At 74.9% G+C, this 18,459-nt stretch carries 17 protein-coding genes and 2 tRNA genes; 4 read left to right on the forward strand and 15 right to left on the reverse strand.

Annotated features, from left to right (window positions below):
* Nucleotides 1-74 precede the first annotated feature (74 nt).
* The 3 genes from AB0L40_RS18870 to AB0L40_RS18880 all read right to left on the reverse strand — a co-directional run bounded on the left by AB0L40_RS18870 (nucleotide 75) and on the right by AB0L40_RS18880 (nucleotide 2,920).
* Nucleotides 75-1,226, reverse strand: a complete 1,152-nt coding sequence (locus tag AB0L40_RS18870; RefSeq protein WP_364357984.1) for an epoxide hydrolase family protein — start codon at nucleotides 1,224-1,226, stop codon at nucleotides 75-77.
* Nucleotides 1,227-1,379: 153 nt separating this feature from the next.
* The gene (locus AB0L40_RS18875; RefSeq protein ID WP_364357987.1) at nucleotides 1,380-1,967 is read right to left on the reverse strand and encodes a VOC family protein; all 588 of its coding nucleotides are present in this window, start codon (nucleotides 1,965-1,967) and stop codon (nucleotides 1,380-1,382) included.
* Nucleotides 1,964-2,920, reverse strand: coding sequence for a VOC family protein (locus AB0L40_RS18880; protein ID WP_364357990.1), 957 nt, complete (start codon nucleotides 2,918-2,920; stop codon nucleotides 1,964-1,966). Before AB0L40_RS18880 ends, AB0L40_RS18875 begins: the two co-directional genes overlap by 4 nt.
* 173 nt (nucleotides 2,921-3,093) lie before the next feature.
* On the opposite strand from AB0L40_RS18880, the gene AB0L40_RS18885 reads away from it, so the two are divergent.
* Nucleotides 3,094-3,573, forward strand: a complete 480-nt coding sequence (locus AB0L40_RS18885) for a limonene-1,2-epoxide hydrolase family protein (protein WP_364357993.1) — start codon at nucleotides 3,094-3,096, stop codon at nucleotides 3,571-3,573.
* 66 nt (nucleotides 3,574-3,639) lie between these two features.
* On the opposite strand, the gene AB0L40_RS18890 is transcribed toward AB0L40_RS18885, so the two are convergent.
* Entirely contained in the window at nucleotides 3,640-5,862 is a 2,223-nt protein-coding gene (locus AB0L40_RS18890) for an NADP-dependent isocitrate dehydrogenase (protein ID WP_364358029.1), read from the reverse strand.
* Nucleotides 5,863-6,241: 379 nt separating this feature from the next.
* Between AB0L40_RS18890 and AB0L40_RS18895 the strand changes: the two genes are divergently transcribed.
* Nucleotides 6,242-8,134 carry a PAS domain S-box protein gene (locus tag AB0L40_RS18895; protein ID WP_364357996.1) on the forward strand — a complete coding sequence of 631 codons (1,893 nt, stop codon included), beginning with the start codon at nucleotides 6,242-6,244 and terminating at the stop codon, nucleotides 8,132-8,134.
* Nucleotides 8,135-8,217: 83 nt separating this feature from the next.
* On the opposite strand, the gene AB0L40_RS18900 is transcribed toward AB0L40_RS18895, so the two are convergent.
* Nucleotides 8,218-8,289: transfer RNA gene (locus tag AB0L40_RS18900), tRNA-Thr, on the reverse strand.
* A gap of 245 nt (nucleotides 8,290-8,534) precedes the next feature.
* Between AB0L40_RS18900 and AB0L40_RS18905 the strand changes: the two genes are divergently transcribed.
* Nucleotides 8,535-9,767, forward strand: a complete 1,233-nt coding sequence (locus AB0L40_RS18905) for a beta-ketoacyl-[acyl-carrier-protein] synthase family protein (RefSeq protein WP_364357999.1) — start codon at nucleotides 8,535-8,537, stop codon at nucleotides 9,765-9,767.
* A 47-nt stretch (nucleotides 9,768-9,814) separates the two neighbouring features.
* On the opposite strand, the gene folE is transcribed toward AB0L40_RS18905, so the two are convergent.
* Nucleotides 9,815-10,441 carry a GTP cyclohydrolase I FolE gene (gene folE, locus AB0L40_RS18910; RefSeq protein ID WP_364358002.1) on the reverse strand — a complete coding sequence of 209 codons (627 nt, stop codon included), beginning with the start codon at nucleotides 10,439-10,441 and terminating at the stop codon, nucleotides 9,815-9,817.
* Between the two features lie 159 nt (nucleotides 10,442-10,600).
* Between folE and AB0L40_RS18915 the strand changes: the two genes are divergently transcribed.
* Nucleotides 10,601-11,056 carry an SRPBCC family protein gene (locus tag AB0L40_RS18915; RefSeq protein ID WP_364358005.1) on the forward strand — a complete coding sequence of 152 codons (456 nt, stop codon included), beginning with the start codon at nucleotides 10,601-10,603 and terminating at the stop codon, nucleotides 11,054-11,056.
* A gap of 58 nt (nucleotides 11,057-11,114) precedes the next feature.
* Here AB0L40_RS18915 and AB0L40_RS18920 read toward each other — a convergent pair whose 3' ends face one another.
* The 9 genes from AB0L40_RS18920 to pgsA all read right to left on the reverse strand — a co-directional run bounded on the left by AB0L40_RS18920 (nucleotide 11,115) and on the right by pgsA (nucleotide 18,359).
* Nucleotides 11,115-11,714, reverse strand: coding sequence for an FKBP-type peptidyl-prolyl cis-trans isomerase (locus AB0L40_RS18920; RefSeq protein ID WP_364358008.1), 600 nt, complete (start codon nucleotides 11,712-11,714; stop codon nucleotides 11,115-11,117).
* Nucleotides 11,711-12,322 (reverse strand): FKBP-type peptidyl-prolyl cis-trans isomerase, encoded by a 612-nt coding sequence (locus tag AB0L40_RS18925; protein ID WP_364358011.1) that lies wholly within the window; start codon nucleotides 12,320-12,322, stop codon nucleotides 11,711-11,713. Before AB0L40_RS18925 ends, AB0L40_RS18920 begins: the two co-directional genes overlap by 4 nt.
* Nucleotides 12,323-12,387: 65 nt before the next feature.
* On the reverse strand, nucleotides 12,388-12,873 hold the full coding sequence (locus tag AB0L40_RS18930) for a DUF3037 domain-containing protein (RefSeq protein ID WP_364358014.1): 486 nt from the start codon (nucleotides 12,871-12,873) through the stop codon (nucleotides 12,388-12,390).
* Nucleotides 12,857-13,627, reverse strand: a complete 771-nt coding sequence (locus AB0L40_RS18935) for a HipA family kinase (protein ID WP_364358017.1) — start codon at nucleotides 13,625-13,627, stop codon at nucleotides 12,857-12,859. The genes AB0L40_RS18930 and AB0L40_RS18935 overlap by 17 nt, the downstream gene beginning before the upstream one ends.
* A gap of 102 nt (nucleotides 13,628-13,729) precedes the next feature.
* On the reverse strand, nucleotides 13,730-14,485 hold the full coding sequence (locus AB0L40_RS18940) for an enoyl-CoA hydratase-related protein (RefSeq protein WP_364358020.1): 756 nt from the start codon (nucleotides 14,483-14,485) through the stop codon (nucleotides 13,730-13,732).
* Nucleotides 14,486-14,510: 25 nt separating this feature from the next.
* Nucleotides 14,511-15,872: a glycosyltransferase 87 family protein gene (locus AB0L40_RS18945; RefSeq protein ID WP_364358023.1), complete on the reverse strand. Its 1,362-nt coding sequence runs from the start codon at nucleotides 15,870-15,872 to the stop codon at nucleotides 14,511-14,513.
* 212 nt (nucleotides 15,873-16,084) lie between these two features.
* A tRNA-Tyr gene (locus AB0L40_RS18950) sits at nucleotides 16,085-16,166 on the reverse strand.
* A 60-nt stretch (nucleotides 16,167-16,226) separates the two neighbouring features.
* Entirely contained in the window at nucleotides 16,227-17,381 is a 1,155-nt protein-coding gene (rpoD, locus tag AB0L40_RS18955) for an RNA polymerase sigma factor RpoD (protein ID WP_364358026.1), read from the reverse strand.
* Between the two features lie 438 nt (nucleotides 17,382-17,819).
* Nucleotides 17,820-18,359 (reverse strand): CDP-diacylglycerol--glycerol-3-phosphate 3-phosphatidyltransferase, encoded by a 540-nt coding sequence (gene pgsA / locus AB0L40_RS18960; protein WP_364358032.1) that lies wholly within the window; start codon nucleotides 18,357-18,359, stop codon nucleotides 17,820-17,822.
* Nucleotides 18,360-18,459: the final 100 nt, after the last annotated feature.

Below are 18,459 nucleotides of genomic sequence, written 5' to 3' on the forward strand. Positions count from 1 at the left end.
GCGCCGGCCCCGCCCGCGGGCCCCCCCCCCCCCCCCGGGGGGGGGCCCGGCGGCGGGCGGCGCCCGGGTCGCGCTCAGCGCATGGTGCGCAGCGCCGTGCGGACCTCGTCCACGAAGATCCCGGGCTGCTCCAGCGACGCGAAGTGCCCGCCCCGCGGCGCCACGGCGTAGTGGCGCAGGTCCGGGTACCGGGTCCGTGCCCAGCGCTCGGAGTACGCGAAGAGGTCCGCCGGGAAGACCGTGTAGCCGACCGGGACCCGCAGCGGCAGCGCTGACGTGGCGCCCCCGCCGAAGCTCTCCCGGTAGAGGCGCGCGGACGACGCCGCGGTCGCGGTCAGCCAGTAGAGCGAGACGTTGTCGAGCAGCGTGTCGCGGTCGATCGTGTCCTCCGGCCGGCCGTCGCCGTCGGTCCACGCGCCGAACTTCTCGAGGATCCACGCGCACTGGCCGGCCGGCGAGTCCGTGAGGCCGTACCCGAGCGTCTGCGGCCGCGACGCCTGGATGCGCGCGTAGCCGTCCTCGTCCGCCGCGTAGGCGCGGAGCCGCGCGAGCTGGGCCTGCTCCTCCGCGGTCGGCTCGCCGAGCGCCAGGAGCGCCTTCACGCGGCACACGCCGAGGGTCACGTGCACGCCGGCGACGTGGTCGGGGTGGTGCACCCCCAGCGCGTGGGTGACGAACGAGCCCCAGTCCCCGCCGCCGGCCAGGAAGCGGTCGTAGCCGAGCGCGCCCATGAGCTCCACCCAGGCGGCGGCGATCCGCTCGACGCTCCAGCCGGGCCCGCTCGGACGCTCGCTGAACCCGTAGCCCGGCAGCGACGGGCACACGACGTGGAACGCGTCCGCGGCGTCGCCGCCGTGGGCGACGGGGTCGGTCAGCGGGCCGAGCACGTCGAGGAACTCGACGACCGACCCCGGCCACCCGTGGGTGAGGATCAGCGGCCGTGCGCCGGGCTCCGGGGACCGCGCGTGCAGCAGGTGGACGTCGAGCCCGCCGATCGTGACGATCCGCTGGTCCAGCGCGTTCAGGCGGGACTCGAGGCGCCGCCAGTCGTAGGCCGTGGCCCAGTGGGCGCAGACGTCGCGCACGACGTCGAGCGGGACGCCCTGCTCCCAGCCGGGCGTCGTCGCGGGCTCGGGCCACCGCGTCCGGGCGAGCCGCTCCCGCAGGTCGACGAGGTCGGCCTCCGGGACGGCGACGGTGAACGGGCGGAGGTCGGTCGCGGCCACGGCGCCAGCGTACGGGGCCACGGCGCTCCGGCCCGCTCCCGTCCGACGGCAGGCCGGGACGGCCACCGCGGGTCGGGCGCCGCCGACCCCGTGGCCTCCGGCCTCGCGACTGGCCTCCGGCCTCGCGACGTGCGCGGACCGGCTGCGCCGCCCTCAGGCCGGGTCGAGCTCCGACAGCAGGTCGTCGAGGTCGATGTCCGGGCCGAAGGCGCCGTCCAGGTGGCCCTGCGGGCTCAGCGGCCACGCGTCGAACGGGCGGTCCCACATGAGCTCGACGTCGTTGCCGTCGGGGTCCGTCACGTAGACCGCCTCGTGGGTGCCGTGGTCCGTCCACTGGCGCAGCGGCCAGTCGGACTCCTGCAGGCGCCGCACCGCGTCCGCCAGCCCGGCGCGCGTCGGGTAGACGAGCGCCACGTGGTGCAGGCCCGCGACGCCGTCGGGCTGCGGGCCGCCCCCGCCGGACTTCCAGGTGTTGAAGCCCAGGTGGTGGTGGTAGCCGCCGGCCGACAGGAAGAGGATGTCGCCAGTCGTGCCCCAGCCGGGGACGTCGCGCGCCTCCGTCACGACGTCGAAGCCGAGGATGCCGACGTAGAACGCCTTGACGCGGTCGATGTCCGACGTGCGCAGGTGCACGTGGCCGATGCGCACGCCCGGGTCGATCGGGTCCGGCGCCGCGGCCGTCGGGACGATCGGGCCCTGGGTCCCGCCCGGCGCCTGGACGTGGTGCTCGCCCGTGCTCATGCGTCCCGCCCGTCGCGGATCGTCAGCAGCAGCTCGTTGCCGGAGGGGTCCAGCACGCGGACCTCGCCCGTCTCCGCGTCGCGGCGGACGGCACGGCCCTGCTGCTCGAGGCGGGCGATGGCGGCGTCGCGGTCCTCGGTGGTCGGGAAGCCGAAGGTGAACCAGCGCAGGCCCGCGGTGTCCGCCGGCGGCCGCGGGGCGTTCGGCCCGTTCCAGACGTTGAAGGCGATCAGGTGCGGCGTCCAGCCGTCGACCGTCGTGTCGGCCATGCCGATGCCGCGCGCGAACATGTGGCGGTCCAGGCCGAGGCCCTCCGCGTAGAACGCCATCGCGTCGTCGAGGTCGTTCACGTGCAGGTGGACGTGCCCGATCACCGTGCCGGCGGGCATCGGCTGCTCGAGCCGGCGCTCCTCCGGCAGGTGGCCGAAGACGTCCTCCATGTCGAGCGGGTCGCGACCCGAGCGGCGCACGCCGTCGGCGTCGATCACGCCGTAGTCCGTGTCGGTGTAGACGAGCCGGCCGACGCGCTCGGGCGTCTCCAGCGCGATCTCGATGCCGTTGCCGTCCGGGTCGTCGAGGTACGTCGTCTTCGTGAACGTGTGGTCCGTCGGGCTGTTGGGCCAGCGGATCGTGAAGAGCCGGGCCATGATCCGCGCGAACTCCTCGTCCGTCTGGACGTGGATCGCCAGGTGATAGAGGCCCGTGCGCCGGCGCGCGACGATGCCACCGGCGCCGGGGTGCAGGACGACGAGCTCCTTGCCGCCCGCGCCCATCCGCAGCTCGTAGGCGTCGGGGTCCAGCAGCTCCAGGCCGAGGACGCCCTGCCAGAAGGCCAGCGCGCGCTCGCGGTCGGTGACGGCGAGATGGACGGCGCCGAGGCCGGGCCGGCCGGCGGGCAGGCCGGGGAGCGGGCGGTCGGGCTGCGTGGCGGCGGTGGTGGACGGGTCGGTCATGGCTGGTCCTCGTGGGTGCGGGCCGGGCGCCCCGAGGCGTCCGGCGTCGCCAGTGTACCGCGAAGAAGTTGCATCCGCAACGATATTCCTGGACTCCGGGCCGGGCGGAGCGTCCCATCGCGCGCCCGCCGGGGACTCGTCAGCGCCGGGACGAGCCACTACCGTTGGCGGGCATGACCCCGACCGATCCCGCCCCCTTCCCCGGCGCCGGCGGCGCCGGGACCGACGAGCCCCGCGAGGCCGCGGTCGTGCGCGCGTTCCTCGCGTCGCTCGAGCTGCTGGACGTCGAACGCGCCCTCGGCCACGTCGCCGAGGACCTCGTCTACACCAACGTCTCGCTGCCGTCGATCCACGGCCGGGAGGGCCTGCGCAAGGCGCTCGGCCTGTTCGCCCGGACGGCGACGAGCTTCGAGGCCGTCAACCACCGCCTCGCCGCCGACGGCTCCGTGGTGCTCACGGAGCGCACCGACGTCATCGAGGTCGGGCGGCTGCGGGTCGCGTTCTGGGTGTGCGGGACCTTCGAGGTCCACGACGGCAAGATCACCCTCTGGCGCGATTACTTCGACTGGGCCAACGTCACCGGAGGCCTGCTGCGCGGCCTCGTCGGCGTCGCGATCCCGAGCCTGAGGGCCGGGGTGCCGGCCGCGCGCTGAGCGCAGCCGAGCGGGTGGCACCGGGAGCGCGCGGATCGATGTCCGCGTGCGCCCGGCGCCGGCCGGTCAGACGGCGTCGATGGCGTCGATCGCCGCGTTGAACGTCTTCGACGGGCGCAACGCCGCGTCGGCCTTCTTGCGGTCGACGTGGAAGTACCCGCCGAGGTCGACGGCCGGGCCCTGGGCGGCGGCGAGCTCGCCGACGATGGCGTCCTCGCCGTCCTCCAGGCGCCCCGCGAGCGGGCCGAAGAGGTCCGCCAGCTCCAGGTCGTCCTGCTGGTTGGCCAGCGCCTGGGCCCAGTAGAGCGCCAGGTAGAAGTGCGAGCCGCGGTTGTCGAGCTCGCCGACCTTGCGGGACGGGGAGCGGCCTTCGTCGAGGAACTTGCCGACGGCCTGGTCGAGCGTCTTGCCGAGGACGCCGGCGCGCGGGTTGTCGGTCTTCTCGCTCAGGAACTCGAGCGAGACGGCCAGCGCGAGGAACTCGCCGAGGGAGTCCCAGCGCAGGTGGCCTTCCTTCTGGAACTGCTGGACGTGCTTCGGGGCGGAGCCGCCGGCGCCGGTCTCGAAGAGGCCGCCGCCCTGCATCAGCGGGACGATCGAGAGCATCTTCGCGCTCGTGCCGAGCTCGAGGATCGGGAAGAGGTCGGTCAGGTAGTCGCGCAGCACGTTGCCGGTGACGGAGATCGTGTCCTCGCCCCGCTTCGCACGCTCCAGCGTGTAGCGGGTGGCGTCGGCGACGTTCTTGACCTCGATCGTCAGGCCGTCGGTGTCGTGGCCCTCCAGGTACTGGCGGACCTTCTTCAGGACCTCGGCGTCGTGCGCGCGGGTCTCGTCGAGCCAGAAGACCGCGGGGGCGCCCGTGGCGCGGGCGCGCTCGACGGCGAGCCGGACCCAGTCGGCGATCGGGGCGTCCTTGGCCTGGCAGGCGCGGAAGATGTCGCCCGCCTCGACGGGCTGCTCGAGCAGCGTGGTCCCCGAGGAGTCGACGACGCGGACGGTGCCGGCCGCGGCGATCTCGAAGGTCTTGTCGTGGGAGCCGTACTCCTCGGCCTTCTGCGCCATCAGGCCGACGTTCGGGGTGGTGCCCATCGTGGCCGGGTCGAAGGCGCCGTGCTCGCGGCAGAAGTCGACCGTCTCGGCGTAGAGCGGCGCGTAGGAGCTGTCCGGGATCACGAACTTCGTGTCCTGCAGCGCGTCGGCGGTGTTCCACATCTGGCCGGACGTGCGGATCGCGGCCGGCATCGACGCGTCGATGATCACGTCGGACGGCACGTGCAGGTTCGTGATGCCCTTGCTCGAGTCGACCATCGCCAGGTCGGGGCCGGACTCGTAGGTCGCGGTGATCGCGGCCTCGATGGCGGCCTTCTTGTCGGCCGGCAGCTTCTCCAGCGCCGAGAGGACGGAGGCGAGGCCGTCGTTCGGGTCGGCGCCGACGGACGCGAGGTCGTCGCCGAACTGCGCGAAGACGTCGGCGAAGAACGCGCGCACGCCGTGGCCGAAGATGATCGGGTCGGAGACCTTCATCATCGTCGCCTTCAGGTGCAGCGAGAAGAGGACGCCCTTGGCCTTGGCGTCGGCGACCTGCTCCTTCAGGAAGGCGTCGAGCGCGGCCTTGCGCAGGACGGCGGCGTCGACGATCTCGCCCTCCAGGACCTTCACGGACGGCTTCAGCACCGTGACGGTGCCGTCGGCGGCGACATGCTCGATCTTCAGGTCGTCGTCCTGGGCGAGCGTCGTGGACGTCTCGGAGTGGCGGAAGTCGCCGTCGGACATCGTGGAGACGTGCGACTGCGAGTCGCCCGACCAGGCGCCCATCGAGTGCGGGTGCTTCTGGGCGAAGCGCTTGACCGAGGCGGGCGCGCGGCGGTCGGAGTTGCCCTCGCGCAGGACCGGGTTGACGGCGGAGCCCTTGACGTTGTCGTAGGCGGCGCGGGCGGCCTTCTCGGCGTCCGTCTGCGGGCTCTCGGGGTAGTCCGGGATCGCGTAGCCGGCGGCCTGCAGCTCCTTGATGGCGGCCTTCAGCTGCGGGACCGACGCCGAGATGTTCGGCAGCTTGATGATGTTCGCCTCGGGCGTCTTGGCGAGCTCGCCGAGCTCCGCCAGGGCGTCCGGGACGCGCTGCTCGGCGGTCAGGAGGTCGGGGAACTGCGCGAGGATCCGGCCGGCGAGCGAGATGTCGCGGGTCTCGACGGCGACGCCGGCCTTGCCGGCGAACGCCTCGATGATCGGGAGCAGGGAGTGCGTGGCGAGGGCCGGGGCCTCGTCGGTGTAGGTGTAGATGACCTTCATGGTGGGCATTGCGCCTGCTTCGCTCGGGGTCTGACCTGCGCGCGAGGATCTCCGTCCTCCGCAGTCGGACACGCTATCTCCTGGGGTCCTGCCGACGCCGTCTGAGCGGGGCGTCGCGGGTGCCCGTGCGACGCCCGCCCGGCGACGTGGGGGCCGCGGACCGGACCGTCGTCGGGGATCGGCGGGGCCGTCGGCGCGCGCGTCGTCGCCACTCGCGGGCCACCGGATGACGAGCCCGCCGGATCGTGGACATACGACCGATCCTGCTAGGCCGGCGGTCCCGGGGCCTGCAGGATCCCGTGCTACGACCATCGCCGCGCGCCCTCTCGCCGTGGTCCCGGGACCCGGCGGGCGCCGGCACGAGGGCGAGGTACCACCCATGACGATCGACGATCCCGGACACGCCGGGGACTCCCCCGCTCCGGCCGGGCCGTCCGACGGCGCCCCGCGCCGCCCCCTCGAGGTCCCGGACGCCCTGACGCCGCTGAGCCAGGGCGTCGTCCAGCTGCTGGTCCGGCCGATCGTGAGCCTCGAGCAGCTCGACGTGCTGACCGCGACGCTGCGGGCGTTCCGTCAGATCGCGTCCGTCGAGGTCGAGGCGGTCAACGGCCGCTCGGTCCAGCTCGAGGTGCACCTGCGCGAGCCGCTGTCGTTCGCCGGCCAGCTGCGCCGGCGCCTGGGCAGCGCGGTCGTGGCGGTCCGCGCCGAGCGGGACCACCTGGTCGTCGATCTCGATCCCGCGCGGACCTGGCTCGTCGGGGCCCCGACGGCCGACGAGCCCGCCCCGGCCCCCGTCGCCGGCGCGGCCGCCCGGCCCGTCGCGTTGCTGGTCCCGGAGGACCGCTCCCCGCAACGCCGCGCCGCCGACGCCACCCGCGCGGACGCCCGTGCCGACGGCGTGCGGACCACCTCCCCGCGTCCCGCCGCCGGGCCCGCCCCGGCCTCCGCACGGCCGCGCCACGACCTCGCCGCCGACGTGCTCGCCCGCAACGTCCTGGACGCGATCCCCGACACCTCCGTGCTCGTGCTCGACGCCGCGATGCGCCTGCGGGCCGTGGCCGGCACCGCCCTGGCGCGGCTCGGCCACCCGCGCGAGGTCCTCGTCGGCCGGCCGGCCCGCGAGGCGCTGCCCACGCTCCCGTGGGACGTCGTCGAGCCCGCGTTCGGCGCGGCCCGCCACGGCGACTCGTCGGCGCTGGAGTTCGAGACGCTCGACCACGCGGCGGTCTTCGAGGCGAGCCTCTCCCCCGTGCGCGACACCGCCAACGGGACGGGCGTGGTGCTCGTGCTGCGCGACGTCACCTCGCGCCGCCGCGACGCCGCGGTGATCGCCGACGCCGACGAGATGTTCGAGCTGTCGTTCGCCCGCGCGCCGATCGGCAAGGCGATCCTCGCGCCCGACGGCGCGTTCCTGAAGGTCAACGAGGCGTTCTGCCGGCTGCTCGGGTACGACGAGGCCGCGCTGCTGCAGCGGGACTTCCGGACGATCACCCACCCGGAGGACCTCGACACCGACGAGGCGCTGCTGCAGGAGACGCTCGATGGCCTGCGCGACGGCTACGTGCTGGAGAAGCGCTACGTCCACGCGGCGGGCCACCCGATCCACATCCAGCTCTCGGTCGCGCTCGTCCGCGAGGCCGGCGGGGCGCCGCGCTGGCTCGTCGCGCAGGTCGTCGACGTCACCCGCCGGATCCGGCTCGAGGAGGAGCTCCGCAACGGCACCGAGCAGGACGGCATGACGGGCCTGTGGAACCGCTCGCGCCTGGCCGTCGAGCTCGGCCTGCGAGCCCAGGAGGCGCGGCGCTACGGCGTCGGCGCGTCGCTGCTGTCGATCGACCTCGACGACTTCGCGCGTGTCGACGAGACGCTCGGCCGCGTCCGTGCCGACGCCTTCCTGCGGACCGTCGCCAACGCGATCCGCGCGACCGTGCGCGACTGCGACCACTGCGCGCACCCCGAGGGCGACGAGTTCGTGGTCCTGCTCCCCCACACGCCCCTGGACGGCGCCCGGATCGTCGCCGACCGGATCGCCGAGGCCCTGCTGGCCTGCGACGCGCCGGGCCTGCCCCCGGGCTTCCTGCGCGCGAGCATCGGCGTCGCCGAGCTCGTCCCCGGCATGACCGGCGAGCGCTGGCTGTGGCACGCCGAGCAGGCGCGCCGCGTGGCCCGGCGGGCCGGCGGCGGACGCTCGGCGCTGGGCACGGGCCCGGACGCGGCGGTCGTCGCGCCCGAGGACGGCGCGGGCGCCGCGGCGGTCCTCGGCGAGCGCTGAGCGGGCCGGCGCCCTGACCCGGGCGGCACCCACCCCAGGAACGACGAAGGGCCCGCATCGCGGGCCCTTCGTCTGCTCCGAGGAGCCCTCTCAGGGACTCGAACCCTGGACCCCTTCCTTACCATGGAAGTGCTCTACCACTGAGCTAAGAGGGCGCGAGAAGGAAGAGTAGCGGGGTCCGCGCCGACGCGCGCGCCGATGGCCCCCGACCGTCCATCCGGGGCCCGCGCGGCGGCCCCGCGACGACGCGGCGGCGACGCCGGAGCCCCCGCCACGACGGTCCCGTCGGCGCGGTCCGCGAGGATGTCGGCATGAGCCGTGCCGTCGCCCGCCGTGGACCGCGAGACGCATCGGCGCGCCCGCCGTGGCGCCCGTCCCGCCGGACCGGGGCGGCCGGCCGGTGACGCGCGTCGTCGTCACCGGGCTCGGCGCGATCACGCCGGCCGGGCCCGACGCCGCGTCGACGTGGTCGGCGATCGTCGAGGGGCGCTCGGCCGTCCGGCCGACCAGCGCGTTCGACGCGTCGGACCTCGACGCGCGGATCGCGGCGACGATCGAGGGCTTCGACCCCGTCGCCCTCCTGGGCCGCAAGCGCGCCAACCGGACCGCCACGTTCTCCCAGTACGCCGTCGCCGCGGCGCGCGAGGCGGTCGCGGACGCGGGGGTCGTCATCGACGAGGAGCTCGCCGGACGGGTCGCGGTCTGCCTCAACACCGCGGTCTCGGGCATCGGCCCCGCGGACCAGGCCAACGCCGCGCTGCTGGCCGACGGGCCGGGCGCGGTGAGCGCCTACTACGTGCCGCAGATGATCCCGAGCGTCCCGGCCTGCGAGGTCGCGATCGACCTGGGCGTGCACGGCCCGGTGACGGCCGCGGCGCTGGCGTGCGCGAGCGGCACCGCGGCGGTCCTCGACGCGCGGCGGATGCTCCTGTCCGGCGAGGCCGACGTGGCGATCGCCGGCGGCACCGACGCGCCGCACACCCGCTCGCTGATGGCGGGGCTCGGGCGGATGGGCGCGCTCAGCCGCAACAACGACGACCCCGAGGGCGCGTGCCGGCCGTTCGACGTCGACCGCGACGGCTTCGTGCCGTCGGAGGGCGCCGTGGTGTTCGTGCTGGAGCGCGAGGAGGACGCCCGGGCCCGCGGCGCCCGGATCCACGGGGCCGTGCTCGGCGGCGCGCTGACCAGCGACGCGTACCACCTGAGCGCCCCGGACCGCGACGGCCGCTACGCGAGCGAGGCGATCCGCCTGACGCTCGAGCGCTCGGGCCTCGATCCCGTCGACGTCGACTGGCTGTGCGCGCACGGCACCGGCACCCCGGCCAACGACCGCACCGAGACGCTGGCGATCCGGCGGGCGTTCGGCGCGGCCGTCGACGAGGTCGCGGTCAGCTCGCCGAAGTCGGTGCTCGGCCACATGATGGGCGGCGCCGGCGCGCTGTCCCTGCTGGCCTGCCTGTTGGCGATCCGCGACGACCGGATCCCGCCGACGATCAACCTGGAGAACGTCGACCCGGCGTGCGAGCTCGACCACGTCGCGAACGTGGCGCGTGAGACGCCCGTGCGGGTCGCCGTGGCGGACGCGTTCGGCTTCGGCGGGCAGAACTGCGTCGTGGCGGTCGGGGCGGCCTGAGCGGCCGGGGCGGCCCGGTCGCCCGCCTGGCGGACGGGTCCCACCGCCTAGCGGACGAGTCCCAGGAACTCCGCGCGGGTGCGGGCGTCGTCCCGGAGCAGGCCGCGCAGGGCCGACGTCACGGTCCTGCTGCCCGACTTGCGGACGCCCCGCACGACCATGCAGAGGTGCTCGGCCTCCAGCACGACGCCGACGCCCTTGGGCTCCAGGGTCTCCGACAGCCAGTCGGCGACCTGGGCGGTGAGCCGCTCCTGGACCTGGAGGTCGCGCGCGAACGTGTCGACGACGCGGGCGAGCTTCGACAGCCCGACGATCCGCTCGCCCGGCAGGTACGCGACGTGCGCGACGCCGTGGAACGGCAGCAGGTGGTGCTCGCAGAGCGACCAGAACGGGATGTCCTTGACGACCACGAGCTCGTCGTAGCCGCCGTCGTTCTCGAACGTCGTCGCGGCGAACGGCTCCGGGGAGAGCATCTCCGCCCAGGCCTTGCCCACGCGGCGCGGCGTGTCGGCCGTGCCCTCGGCGTCCGGGTCCTGCCCGAGCGCGAGGAGCAGCGCCCGCGTCGCGGCCTCGACCCCGGGGACGTCGATCTCGCGGCGCACGATCTCGGTGCGCGCCGACGGACGACGGCCCTTCACGCGATCGGGGGCGGGCGTCGCGTCGGGGTCCGTCATCGCGGTTCGTAGGCTACCCGGCCCGCCCGTGGTTGCCGTTTCCGCACCGACCCCGGCCGCACCGGGCGGGTGGCGCGCCGCCGCACGGGGTACGGTGCGGCCGAGGAGCCGCTCGTCCCGCCGTGGGGCGCGCGGCGGATCCCGACGAAAGGGCAGCACGTGGCTGGACTTGGTGGCACGTCGACCGGCGAGATCGACGCTCCGATCGACGAGGTCTGGGCGACCCTGACCGCGATCGAGACGATCGCGGAGTGGCAGGACGGCATCATCGGCGCCGATCCGATCGAGCGCGACGGCGACGGCCAGGTGGTGCTCGCGAAGATCACCGCCGACGTCAAGGTCAAGGAGCTGAGCGTCGTGACGCGCTTCTCGCGCCAGGCGCCGACGTCCCTGATCTGGAAGGTCGAGTCGGGCGACGTCAAGAAGCTCGACGGCTCCTGGACGCTCGAGGACCTCGGCGGCGGCCGGACCCGCGCGACCTACGAGATCGAGGTCGACCCGGGCCGCATGTTGTCGATGCTCGTGCGCGGGCCGGTGGAGGAGAAGATCCGCCAGCGCCTCGTCAGCACGCGCCCGGCGGAGCTCGCCGAGCGCGTGAAGGCCGACCGCGGCTGAGTCCCCGGGGCGGGCGGACCGCGGCGATCCTCGCCGCGCGCCGCGCCGCCCCGGCGCGTCAGCCGATCTTCACCAGGTCGATCACGAAGATCAGCGTGCTGCGCGCCGGCACGCCCGCGGTGCCCTCGCTGCCGTAGCCCTGGGACGGCGGCACGACCAGCACGCGCCGGCTGCCCGCCGTCATGCCGGGGACGCCCTTGATCCAGCCCTCGATCAGGCCGCCGCGCTCCAGCCCGAAGCTCGCCGTCCCGCTGCCGCGGGACCACGTCGAGTCCACGACCTGCTTCTTGCCGCCCCAGACGACCAGGCTGTAGCGGACCTCGAGGGTGTCGCCGACCTTCGCGCGCCGGCCGGGGCAGCGGACGACGTCGTCCTTCACGAGCCTCGACGGCGGCCGGCCCTTCGGCGAGCCGACCTTCGGGGCCTTCGACGTCCGCGTGCCGACGCCGCGGACGAGCCGCTTGACGGCCGCCGCGGCCGAGCCGGCGCCCTTGGCCTTCGGCGCCGGGGTGCTGCACCGGGCCGCCGCGTCCGCGACGCCGGTCCCGCCGGGGACGGTCGCTCCGGGGAGCGCGAGCGCCCCGGCGACGACGAGCACCCCCGTCGCGCTGCCCAGGACCGCCGCGCGGCCCCGGGGCCGCGGGCGGGAGGCGATCACGACGCCTTGACGAGGTCGATCACGAAGATGAGCGTGCCGCCCGGGGGGACCCCGTCGGTGCCCTGGGGCCCGTAGCCCAGGTCGGAGGGGACGACGAGGACCCGCCGGCCGCCGGGCTTCATGCCCGGGACGCCCTTGATCCAGCCCTCGATCAGGCCGCCCTCCTCGAGGGGGAAGCTCGTGGAGTTCGGCGAGCGCGACCACGAGGAGTCGACCGGCGTCGTGTCGCCGCCCCAGTTGACCAGCGTGTAGCGGACCTCGACGTTGTCGCCGAGCTTCGCGGCGGTGCCCTTGCCGGTGACGACGTCCTCCGAGACGAGCTTCGCCGGCGGGGCGGCCGACGGCGACGCGACGATCGGCGGCTTCTTCAGGTCGGACCCGACGCCCGACACGAGCTTCTTCACGGCGGCGTCGGTCGCGGCGGGGTCGGCGGCCGGCGTCGTCTCGGTCGTGGCGTCCGTGGCGGTCGCCGTGCCGTCGGCGGCCGTGCTCGTCTGCTCGGTGGTGGTGCCTTCGACGTCCTTCGCCGTGGTCTCGTCGCCGCAGCCGACGCCGGCGAGCGCCAGCACCAGGAGCGGGAGGGGCAGCAGCCTGCGGGGGGAGATCATCGGCGCAGCGTAGCCGGGGCGCCCCGATGCTCGCGCCGAGGGCGGCGTCGCCGCCCGGCCGCGCCCTACGGGCCGACCGCGACGAGCCGCGCGACCAGGTGGTCGAGCGTCGCCGACGGGTCGCCGCAGACGCCGGTGTGCACCGGCGAGGGCTGGATCATCGTGTTCGACGGCGCGGCGAGCCAGCCGAAGCGGTCGGAGCGGGGCATCGCGGCGATCGCCCCGGCCTCCGGATCGCCGTCCGCGACGCGGGTCAGGCCGTGCAGGTGCGCGGCGATCGCCTCGAGGTCGAGCGCCGGGTCGAGGACCCGCAGGCGCTCCGGGTCGACGGCGGTGCGCAGCCCGAGGAAGCGGTGGCGCCGAGCGTGCAGCACGACCCCCACGTTCAGGCCCTCGCCGCGCTCCATCGACGGCACGAGCCGCAGGACCGCGTACTGGAAGACCTCCTGCCCGCCGACGACGTCCGGCGACGGAGCGGCGTCCGGGCGGGCCTCCGCGGCGGCGCCCCGGCCGTCGGGGCGCGCCGACGGGGGCTCAGCTCGTGCGGGCACGCTCGGCCTCCTCCACGAAGCCGCGGGGCCCGGTGATGCGCGCGAGCAGGTCGGCGACGACGAGCTCCGGACCGCCCTCCCCCAGCCACTGCTCGGGGACCTCGCTCACGACGGCCCGCAGGAGGTCCTCGGTGACGTGGCGCGCGAGCCGCTCGTCCATCGCGGTGATCGAGCTCGCGAGCGGCAGCAGGACGTGGTCCCGGATCGCCGGGAAGCGCCCGGTCGCCCGCGCGGGGTCCAGGCCGGCGTGCTGGCGGTAGAGCGCGGCGCCGTTGTCGATCACCCAGACGCGGCCGTGCCACGTCAGCAGGTTCGGGTTGCGCGGCGTCCGGTCGACGTTCTCGACGAACGCGTCGATCCACACGAGCGCGGCGGCGAGGTGCTCGCTCGGCTGGGGCCCGGCGGCCGGGCTGTAGGGCAGCGCGCGCGGGAGGAAGTCGAGCCCGACGTTCAGCCCGGCGCTGGCGGCGACGTGCTCCTGGATCTCGGGGTCGGGCTCGGCGTGGGAGAGCTCGAGTGGCAGGTCCACGAGCGCCAGGTCGGGCAGCAGGAGTCCGAGGTCCGGCTCCTCGAGCGCGAGCGTGCGGATCAGCTCGCCGACGACGATCTCGGCGACGAGGACCTTCGTCCCCTGCGCGGCCCCGGAGAGCTTGACGACGTAGAGCCCGTCGTCGTCGGCCTCGACGAGCGCGGGGACGGAGCCGCCCTCGCGCAGCGGCGAGACGTAGCGGAGGGCGTGGACCGTGCGGAGCACCCGGGCAGCATGCCACGGACGCCGCGGGAGCCCGGCCGCGAGGGCCCCGGTCGGTCACGGACGCCCTCTGGCGCACGCTCGACCGCCCCCACGACCCGCGGCTCAGTCGGGGAGCTTCCCCGACGCCACCGCGCGCGTCAGCGACGCGACCTGGGCGGGCGTCTCGAGGTCCAGCCCGGCCGACCAGCCCAGGCGCGGCGGCCCGAGCTCGCGGCGGGCGGTCCCGATCGCCGAGCGGGCGAGCACCGGGTCGTCGGCGACGCACTCGGCGATCGCCAGGGCGCGGGCGTCGACCTCGTCCCTCGGGGCCGCGGCCCACGCGAGGCCGAGCGCCACGGCGCGGTCGCCGTCGAGCTCCTCGTCGAAGACCCCCAGCGCGATCGCGGCCTCGCGCCCGGCCAGGCGCTCGAGCAGCGTGAAGTGTCCGCCGCCCGGGTGCAGGCCGATGCGGTGGAAGCCGGCGAAGATCCGCGCGTCGTGGGCGACGATCCGCAGGTCGGCGGCGAGCGCCAGGTTCAGGCCCGCGCCGACGGCGGCGCCGGCGACCGCCGCGACGACGGGCGCCCGCAGCGCGCCGACGCGGACGAACGACGCGTAGAGCGCGCGCAGCTCCTCGACCGTCTCCGGGCCCGCGTCCGGCTGCCCGACCGCGCGCAGGGTGTCCCGGGCGCCGCCCGCGCAGAACGAGCGGCCCTCGCCGCGCAGGACGACCGCCCCGATCGCGTCGTCGGCGTCGACCCGCTCGCAGGCGGCGATGAGCTCGCGGGCCATCGGCAGCGTCAGCGCGTTGCGCCGCTCCGGCGCGTTCAGCGCGATGACGGCGACGGCGCCCTGCACGGTGACGGTGATCTCGGCCATGGCGGCAGTCTCGCGGACCGCCGTCTCAGCCGGAGCGCAGCCCCACGAGCTGCATCGCGACGAGCACCGCGGTGAGGGCGAGCACGACCACGCGCGACCCGCGGCGGGGGTCGGCCGCGGCCAGGGCGAGGGTCCACACGCCGTACCAGGCGAAGCTCGTGCCGGCGGCCGCCACGACGAGCGCGGTGCTCGCCACCGCGCCCGTGGTCCAGCGCACGACGCCCACCCCGACGGCCACCAGCAGCAGCACCGTCGCGACCCCGGCGACCACGGTCAGCGCGCGGAACGTGGCGCCGGAGGGCACGCCCGACCCGAGCCGCTCGGCCACGAACGCCGGCACGCTGTGGCGGTGCCCGTCCGCCGTGTGGGTGCCGATCAGGCCGGTCGCGTGGATCGGGGCGGTGCCGAACGCGAGCAGGGTCCCGCCGGCGAGGATCGCGAGGCCCGTGACCGCCCCGGCCAGGACCCGCCAGCGGCGCTCGCCGACGAGGAGGAAGGGCAGGGCCAGGCCCGAGGACAGCTTGATCGCCGGCCCGAGCGCGAGCAGCAGCGCCCCCGGGGCGTCGGCCTGACGCGACAGCAGCCAGAGCCCGCCGGCCATCGGCACGAGCATCAGGACGTCGTTGTGCGCGCCGCCGACGCCGTAGGCGAGCAGGATCGGGTTCAGGCCGACCAGCACGAGCGCGAGCGACGCGGAGCCCGGCCGCGGGTCGTTGCGCCGGGCCGCGAGCGCGCAGAGGACCGCCGTGACGATCGCCGCGGCGCCGGCGACGGCCTTCAGCGCCCAGGCCGCGCCGAGCGTCCCCAGGGACGAGACCCACGCGCTCAGCCCGGTGAAGAGCGGGCCGTAGACCGTCGGCGTGTGGTGCCAGTCCGGCGACACGTAGGGGAACGACGGGTCGCGCATGATCGCGTGCGGACCGTGCTGGTAGGGATCGATGCCGTGCAGGCCGAGCATCCGGCCGTACGCGACGTAGCTGAAGAGGTCGGTGAGCGGCCGCGGTGGGGTGAGCGTCAGCAGCACGACGAGGGCGACGACCGCCGTGAGCACGAGCGCCGGGCGGATCGCGCGGGCGCACGCCACCGCGACGGCGTACGAGCCCAGGAGCGCCCAGAGCAGCGCCACGTGGTCGGGCCGGTGCACGTGCGGGAGACCGGCGAGCGGCCCCGCGGGCATCCGCGCGCCGGCGACGCGCTCGTGGTGGCGCAGGTGCCCGAGCGCGATCCCCGCCGTGCTGAGGACCGCGACCGCGAGCGCCGCGTGACCGGCGACCACCTGCGCCCAGCGGCCCCACGGCAGGCGCCGGGACGGCGGGGCGTCGAGCACCGACGCGGGGCGCCACGCGGTGGGGACGGCGACGTTCGCCGTGATGCCGTCGGTGGACATGGCTTCGGGGACGGTGTCCCGGAGCGGAACCTACGCCCGCGGCCGCGGGCGCGCGCGACATGATCCGGTCGCGCCACGTCCGGGGGTGCCGGCCGGGCACGCACCGCCTCCGGGGACGCCGCCGTGCGGGCCGCTCCCGGACCGTGCGGAGCCCGTCCGCCGATGGTCCCCGGGGAACGACGAAGGCCCCGCGGTGCGGGGCCTTCGAGCAGTGGGGGGAACAGGATTCGAACCTGTGTAGGCAGAGCCAACGGGTTTACAGCCCGTCTCCTTTAACCACTCGGACATCCCCCCGAGCGATGGCGGATCCTAGCGAGGCGGCGCGGATCGCGTCGCCTCGCTGGATGGACCTGCCTAGACGGCGTCCCGGAGACGCTGCGACTCGGGGAGGCTCTCGAGCTTCTTGAGCGTGTGGCTCTCGATCTGGCGGATGCGCTCGCGGGTGACGTCGAATGCGCGGCCGACCTCCTCGAGCGTCGAGGGCTGGTCGCCGGAGAGGCCGAAGCGCATCTCGATGACCTCGCGCTCGCGCTTGGGCAGCGTCGAGAGCGCGCGGCGGACGTGCTCCTTGCGCAGCTGCTCGCTCGTCATCTCGAACGGCGACTCGGCGTCCTTGTCCTCGACGAAGTCGCCGAGGGAGGACTCCTCGTCCTCGCCGACCGGCTTCTCGAGCGAGATCGGCTGCTGGGACATGCGCAGGATGTCCCGCACGTCGCGGACCTGCATGTCGACCTCGGTCGCGATCTCCTCCGGCGTGGGCTGCCGGCCGAGCGACTGGACGAGCTGGCGCTCGACGTGGACGACCTTGTTGAGCTTCTCCACCATGTGGACCGGGATCCGGATGGTCCGGCCCTTGTCGGCGATGGCGCGCGTGACGGCCTGGCGGATCCACCACGTGGCGTAGGTGGAGAACTTGTAGCCGCGGCGGTAGTCGAACTTCTCGACCGCGCGGATGAGGCCCAGCGAGCCCTCCTGGATGAGGTCGAGGAAGGAGAGGCCACGGCCGAGGTAGGCCTTGGCGATCGAGACGACGAGGCGCAGGTTGGCCTCGATCATCTGCTGCTTGGCCTGGATGTCGCCGCGCTCGATGCGCTTGGCGAGCTGGACCTCCTGGTCGGCGGTCAGCAACGCGACGCGGCCGATCGACCGCAGGTACATGCGGAGCGAGTCGAGGCTCGGCTCGACCGTGAGGTCGATCTGCGGGCGCTCCTTCGGGGCGGTGCCGGACTCGCGGTCCTTGCGGGACCCGGCGTGCTCGAGGCGCTCGGCCTCGGACGCGGTGCGGTCGTGCGCGTCACCGGCGGCGTGGAGGACGTCCACGCCCAGCTCGTCCAGGTGCCCGTGGAACGCGGTGAGCTGCTCCTTCGTGACCTCGGCCTCCTCCAGGGCGGCCGCGATCCCCGCGACGGTCAGGAAGCCCTTCTCCTGGCCTTCGGCGATGAGCGCTCGCAACTCGTCGATCTCGGTGATCGGCGTCTCGTCGGCCAAGAGGGCCTCGTTGTTGCTCACGTCGGAACCTTCCAATCTTCGGTTCGATGCCCTCCCGGATTCCCTCCGGACGGCGATCACGATGTCTCCACCGTCGACATGCAGTCGTGGCCCCGGGGCGCTGACGCGATCCCCTGCGGTGCCGACGCTGACGTGTCGTCGTGCTTGCAAGGAATAGCACAAGGTCGACCGGATCGGCGCTGCGAGGGTGATGTCGATCACACGGAGCGACGCCACACATCCGGCCAGATCCGCCGCGGTGGCACGCACCGGGCGGGTATCCCGTGCGCGCGGGAACTCCGTCGCGGCGGGCCGGCGGGCCCCGGGACCGGCCCGGCGAATTCCTACCCGAGGTCGCGCGAAGGGCCGCGCGAGCCGGGTCGCGACGTGCCCCGCGCCCGCGCCCCGGGGCGGCGGCGTCCCGGGAACGGTGACGCGAGCGCACGCGCCGCGGCGCGCTCAGCCGGCAGGGTGACGGCCGGCGGCCATCGTGCGGCGCAGGCCGAGGAAGTAGTCCACGCCGCTCCAGATCGTGATGCCGACCATCGCGTAGACGAGCACGTCGAGCCACGCGTGGCCGCCCGAGATGAGGATCAGCAGCAGGATCACGAGGATCTGGAACGAGGTCTTGACCTTGCCCAGCCACGCGGCGGCGATGACCTCGCCGTGCTGGGCGGCGACGGCGCGGGTCAGGGTGACCGCGAGCTCGCGGCCGATGATCACGACGGCGACCCAGGCGGCGACCCGGTCGACGCCCACGAGCATCACGAGCGCCGCGATCACCAGCAGCTTGTCGGCGATCGGGTCGGCGAGCTTGCCGAAGTTCGTGATCAGGTCGGAGCGGCGGGCGAGCCAGCCGTCGAGCCAGTCGGTGACGGACGCGAGCCAGAAGACGAAGGCCGCGATCACGTCGCCGGTGCCGGTCTCCTGGGCCAGGGCGAGCACCATGACCGGGACCAGCAGGATGCGCAGCACGGTCAGCGCGTTCGGCAGGTTCACGGGCACCAGGGGGAGTATCCCGGTCGCCGGACCCCGACGCGACCGCGGCGCGCACGCGACCGGCGGCGGCGGGGGTCGCGTGCGGGGCAGGCGGGGCCCC

The sequence above is a fragment of the Patulibacter sp. NPDC049589 genome (genome assembly GCF_040675535.1).
Lineage (GTDB): Bacteria > Actinomycetota > Thermoleophilia > Solirubrobacterales > Solirubrobacteraceae > Patulibacter.

Coding starts and splice junctions, on each gene's coding strand:
- AB0L40_RS18875 (WP_364357987.1), bottom strand. CDS start 1,967: ATGAGCACGGGCGAGCACCACGTCCAGGCGCCGGGCGGGACCCAGGGC.
- AB0L40_RS18880 (WP_364357990.1), bottom strand. CDS start 2,920: ATGACCGACCCGTCCACCACCGCCGCCACGCAGCCCGACCGCCCGCTC.
- AB0L40_RS18885 (WP_364357993.1), top strand. CDS start 3,094: ATGACCCCGACCGATCCCGCCCCCTTCCCCGGCGCCGGCGGCGCCGGG.
- AB0L40_RS18890 (WP_364358029.1), bottom strand. CDS start 5,862: ATGAAGGTCATCTACACCTACACCGACGAGGCCCCGGCCCTCGCCACG.
- AB0L40_RS18895 (WP_364357996.1), top strand. CDS start 6,242: ATGACGATCGACGATCCCGGACACGCCGGGGACTCCCCCGCTCCGGCC.
- folE (WP_364358002.1), bottom strand. CDS start 10,441: ATGACGGACCCCGACGCGACGCCCGCCCCCGATCGCGTGAAGGGCCGT.
- AB0L40_RS18925 (WP_364358011.1), bottom strand. CDS start 12,322: ATGATCTCCCCCCGCAGGCTGCTGCCCCTCCCGCTCCTGGTGCTGGCG.
- AB0L40_RS18940 (WP_364358020.1), bottom strand. CDS start 14,485: ATGGCCGAGATCACCGTCACCGTGCAGGGCGCCGTCGCCGTCATCGCG.
- AB0L40_RS18945 (WP_364358023.1), bottom strand. CDS start 15,872: ATGTCCACCGACGGCATCACGGCGAACGTCGCCGTCCCCACCGCGTGG.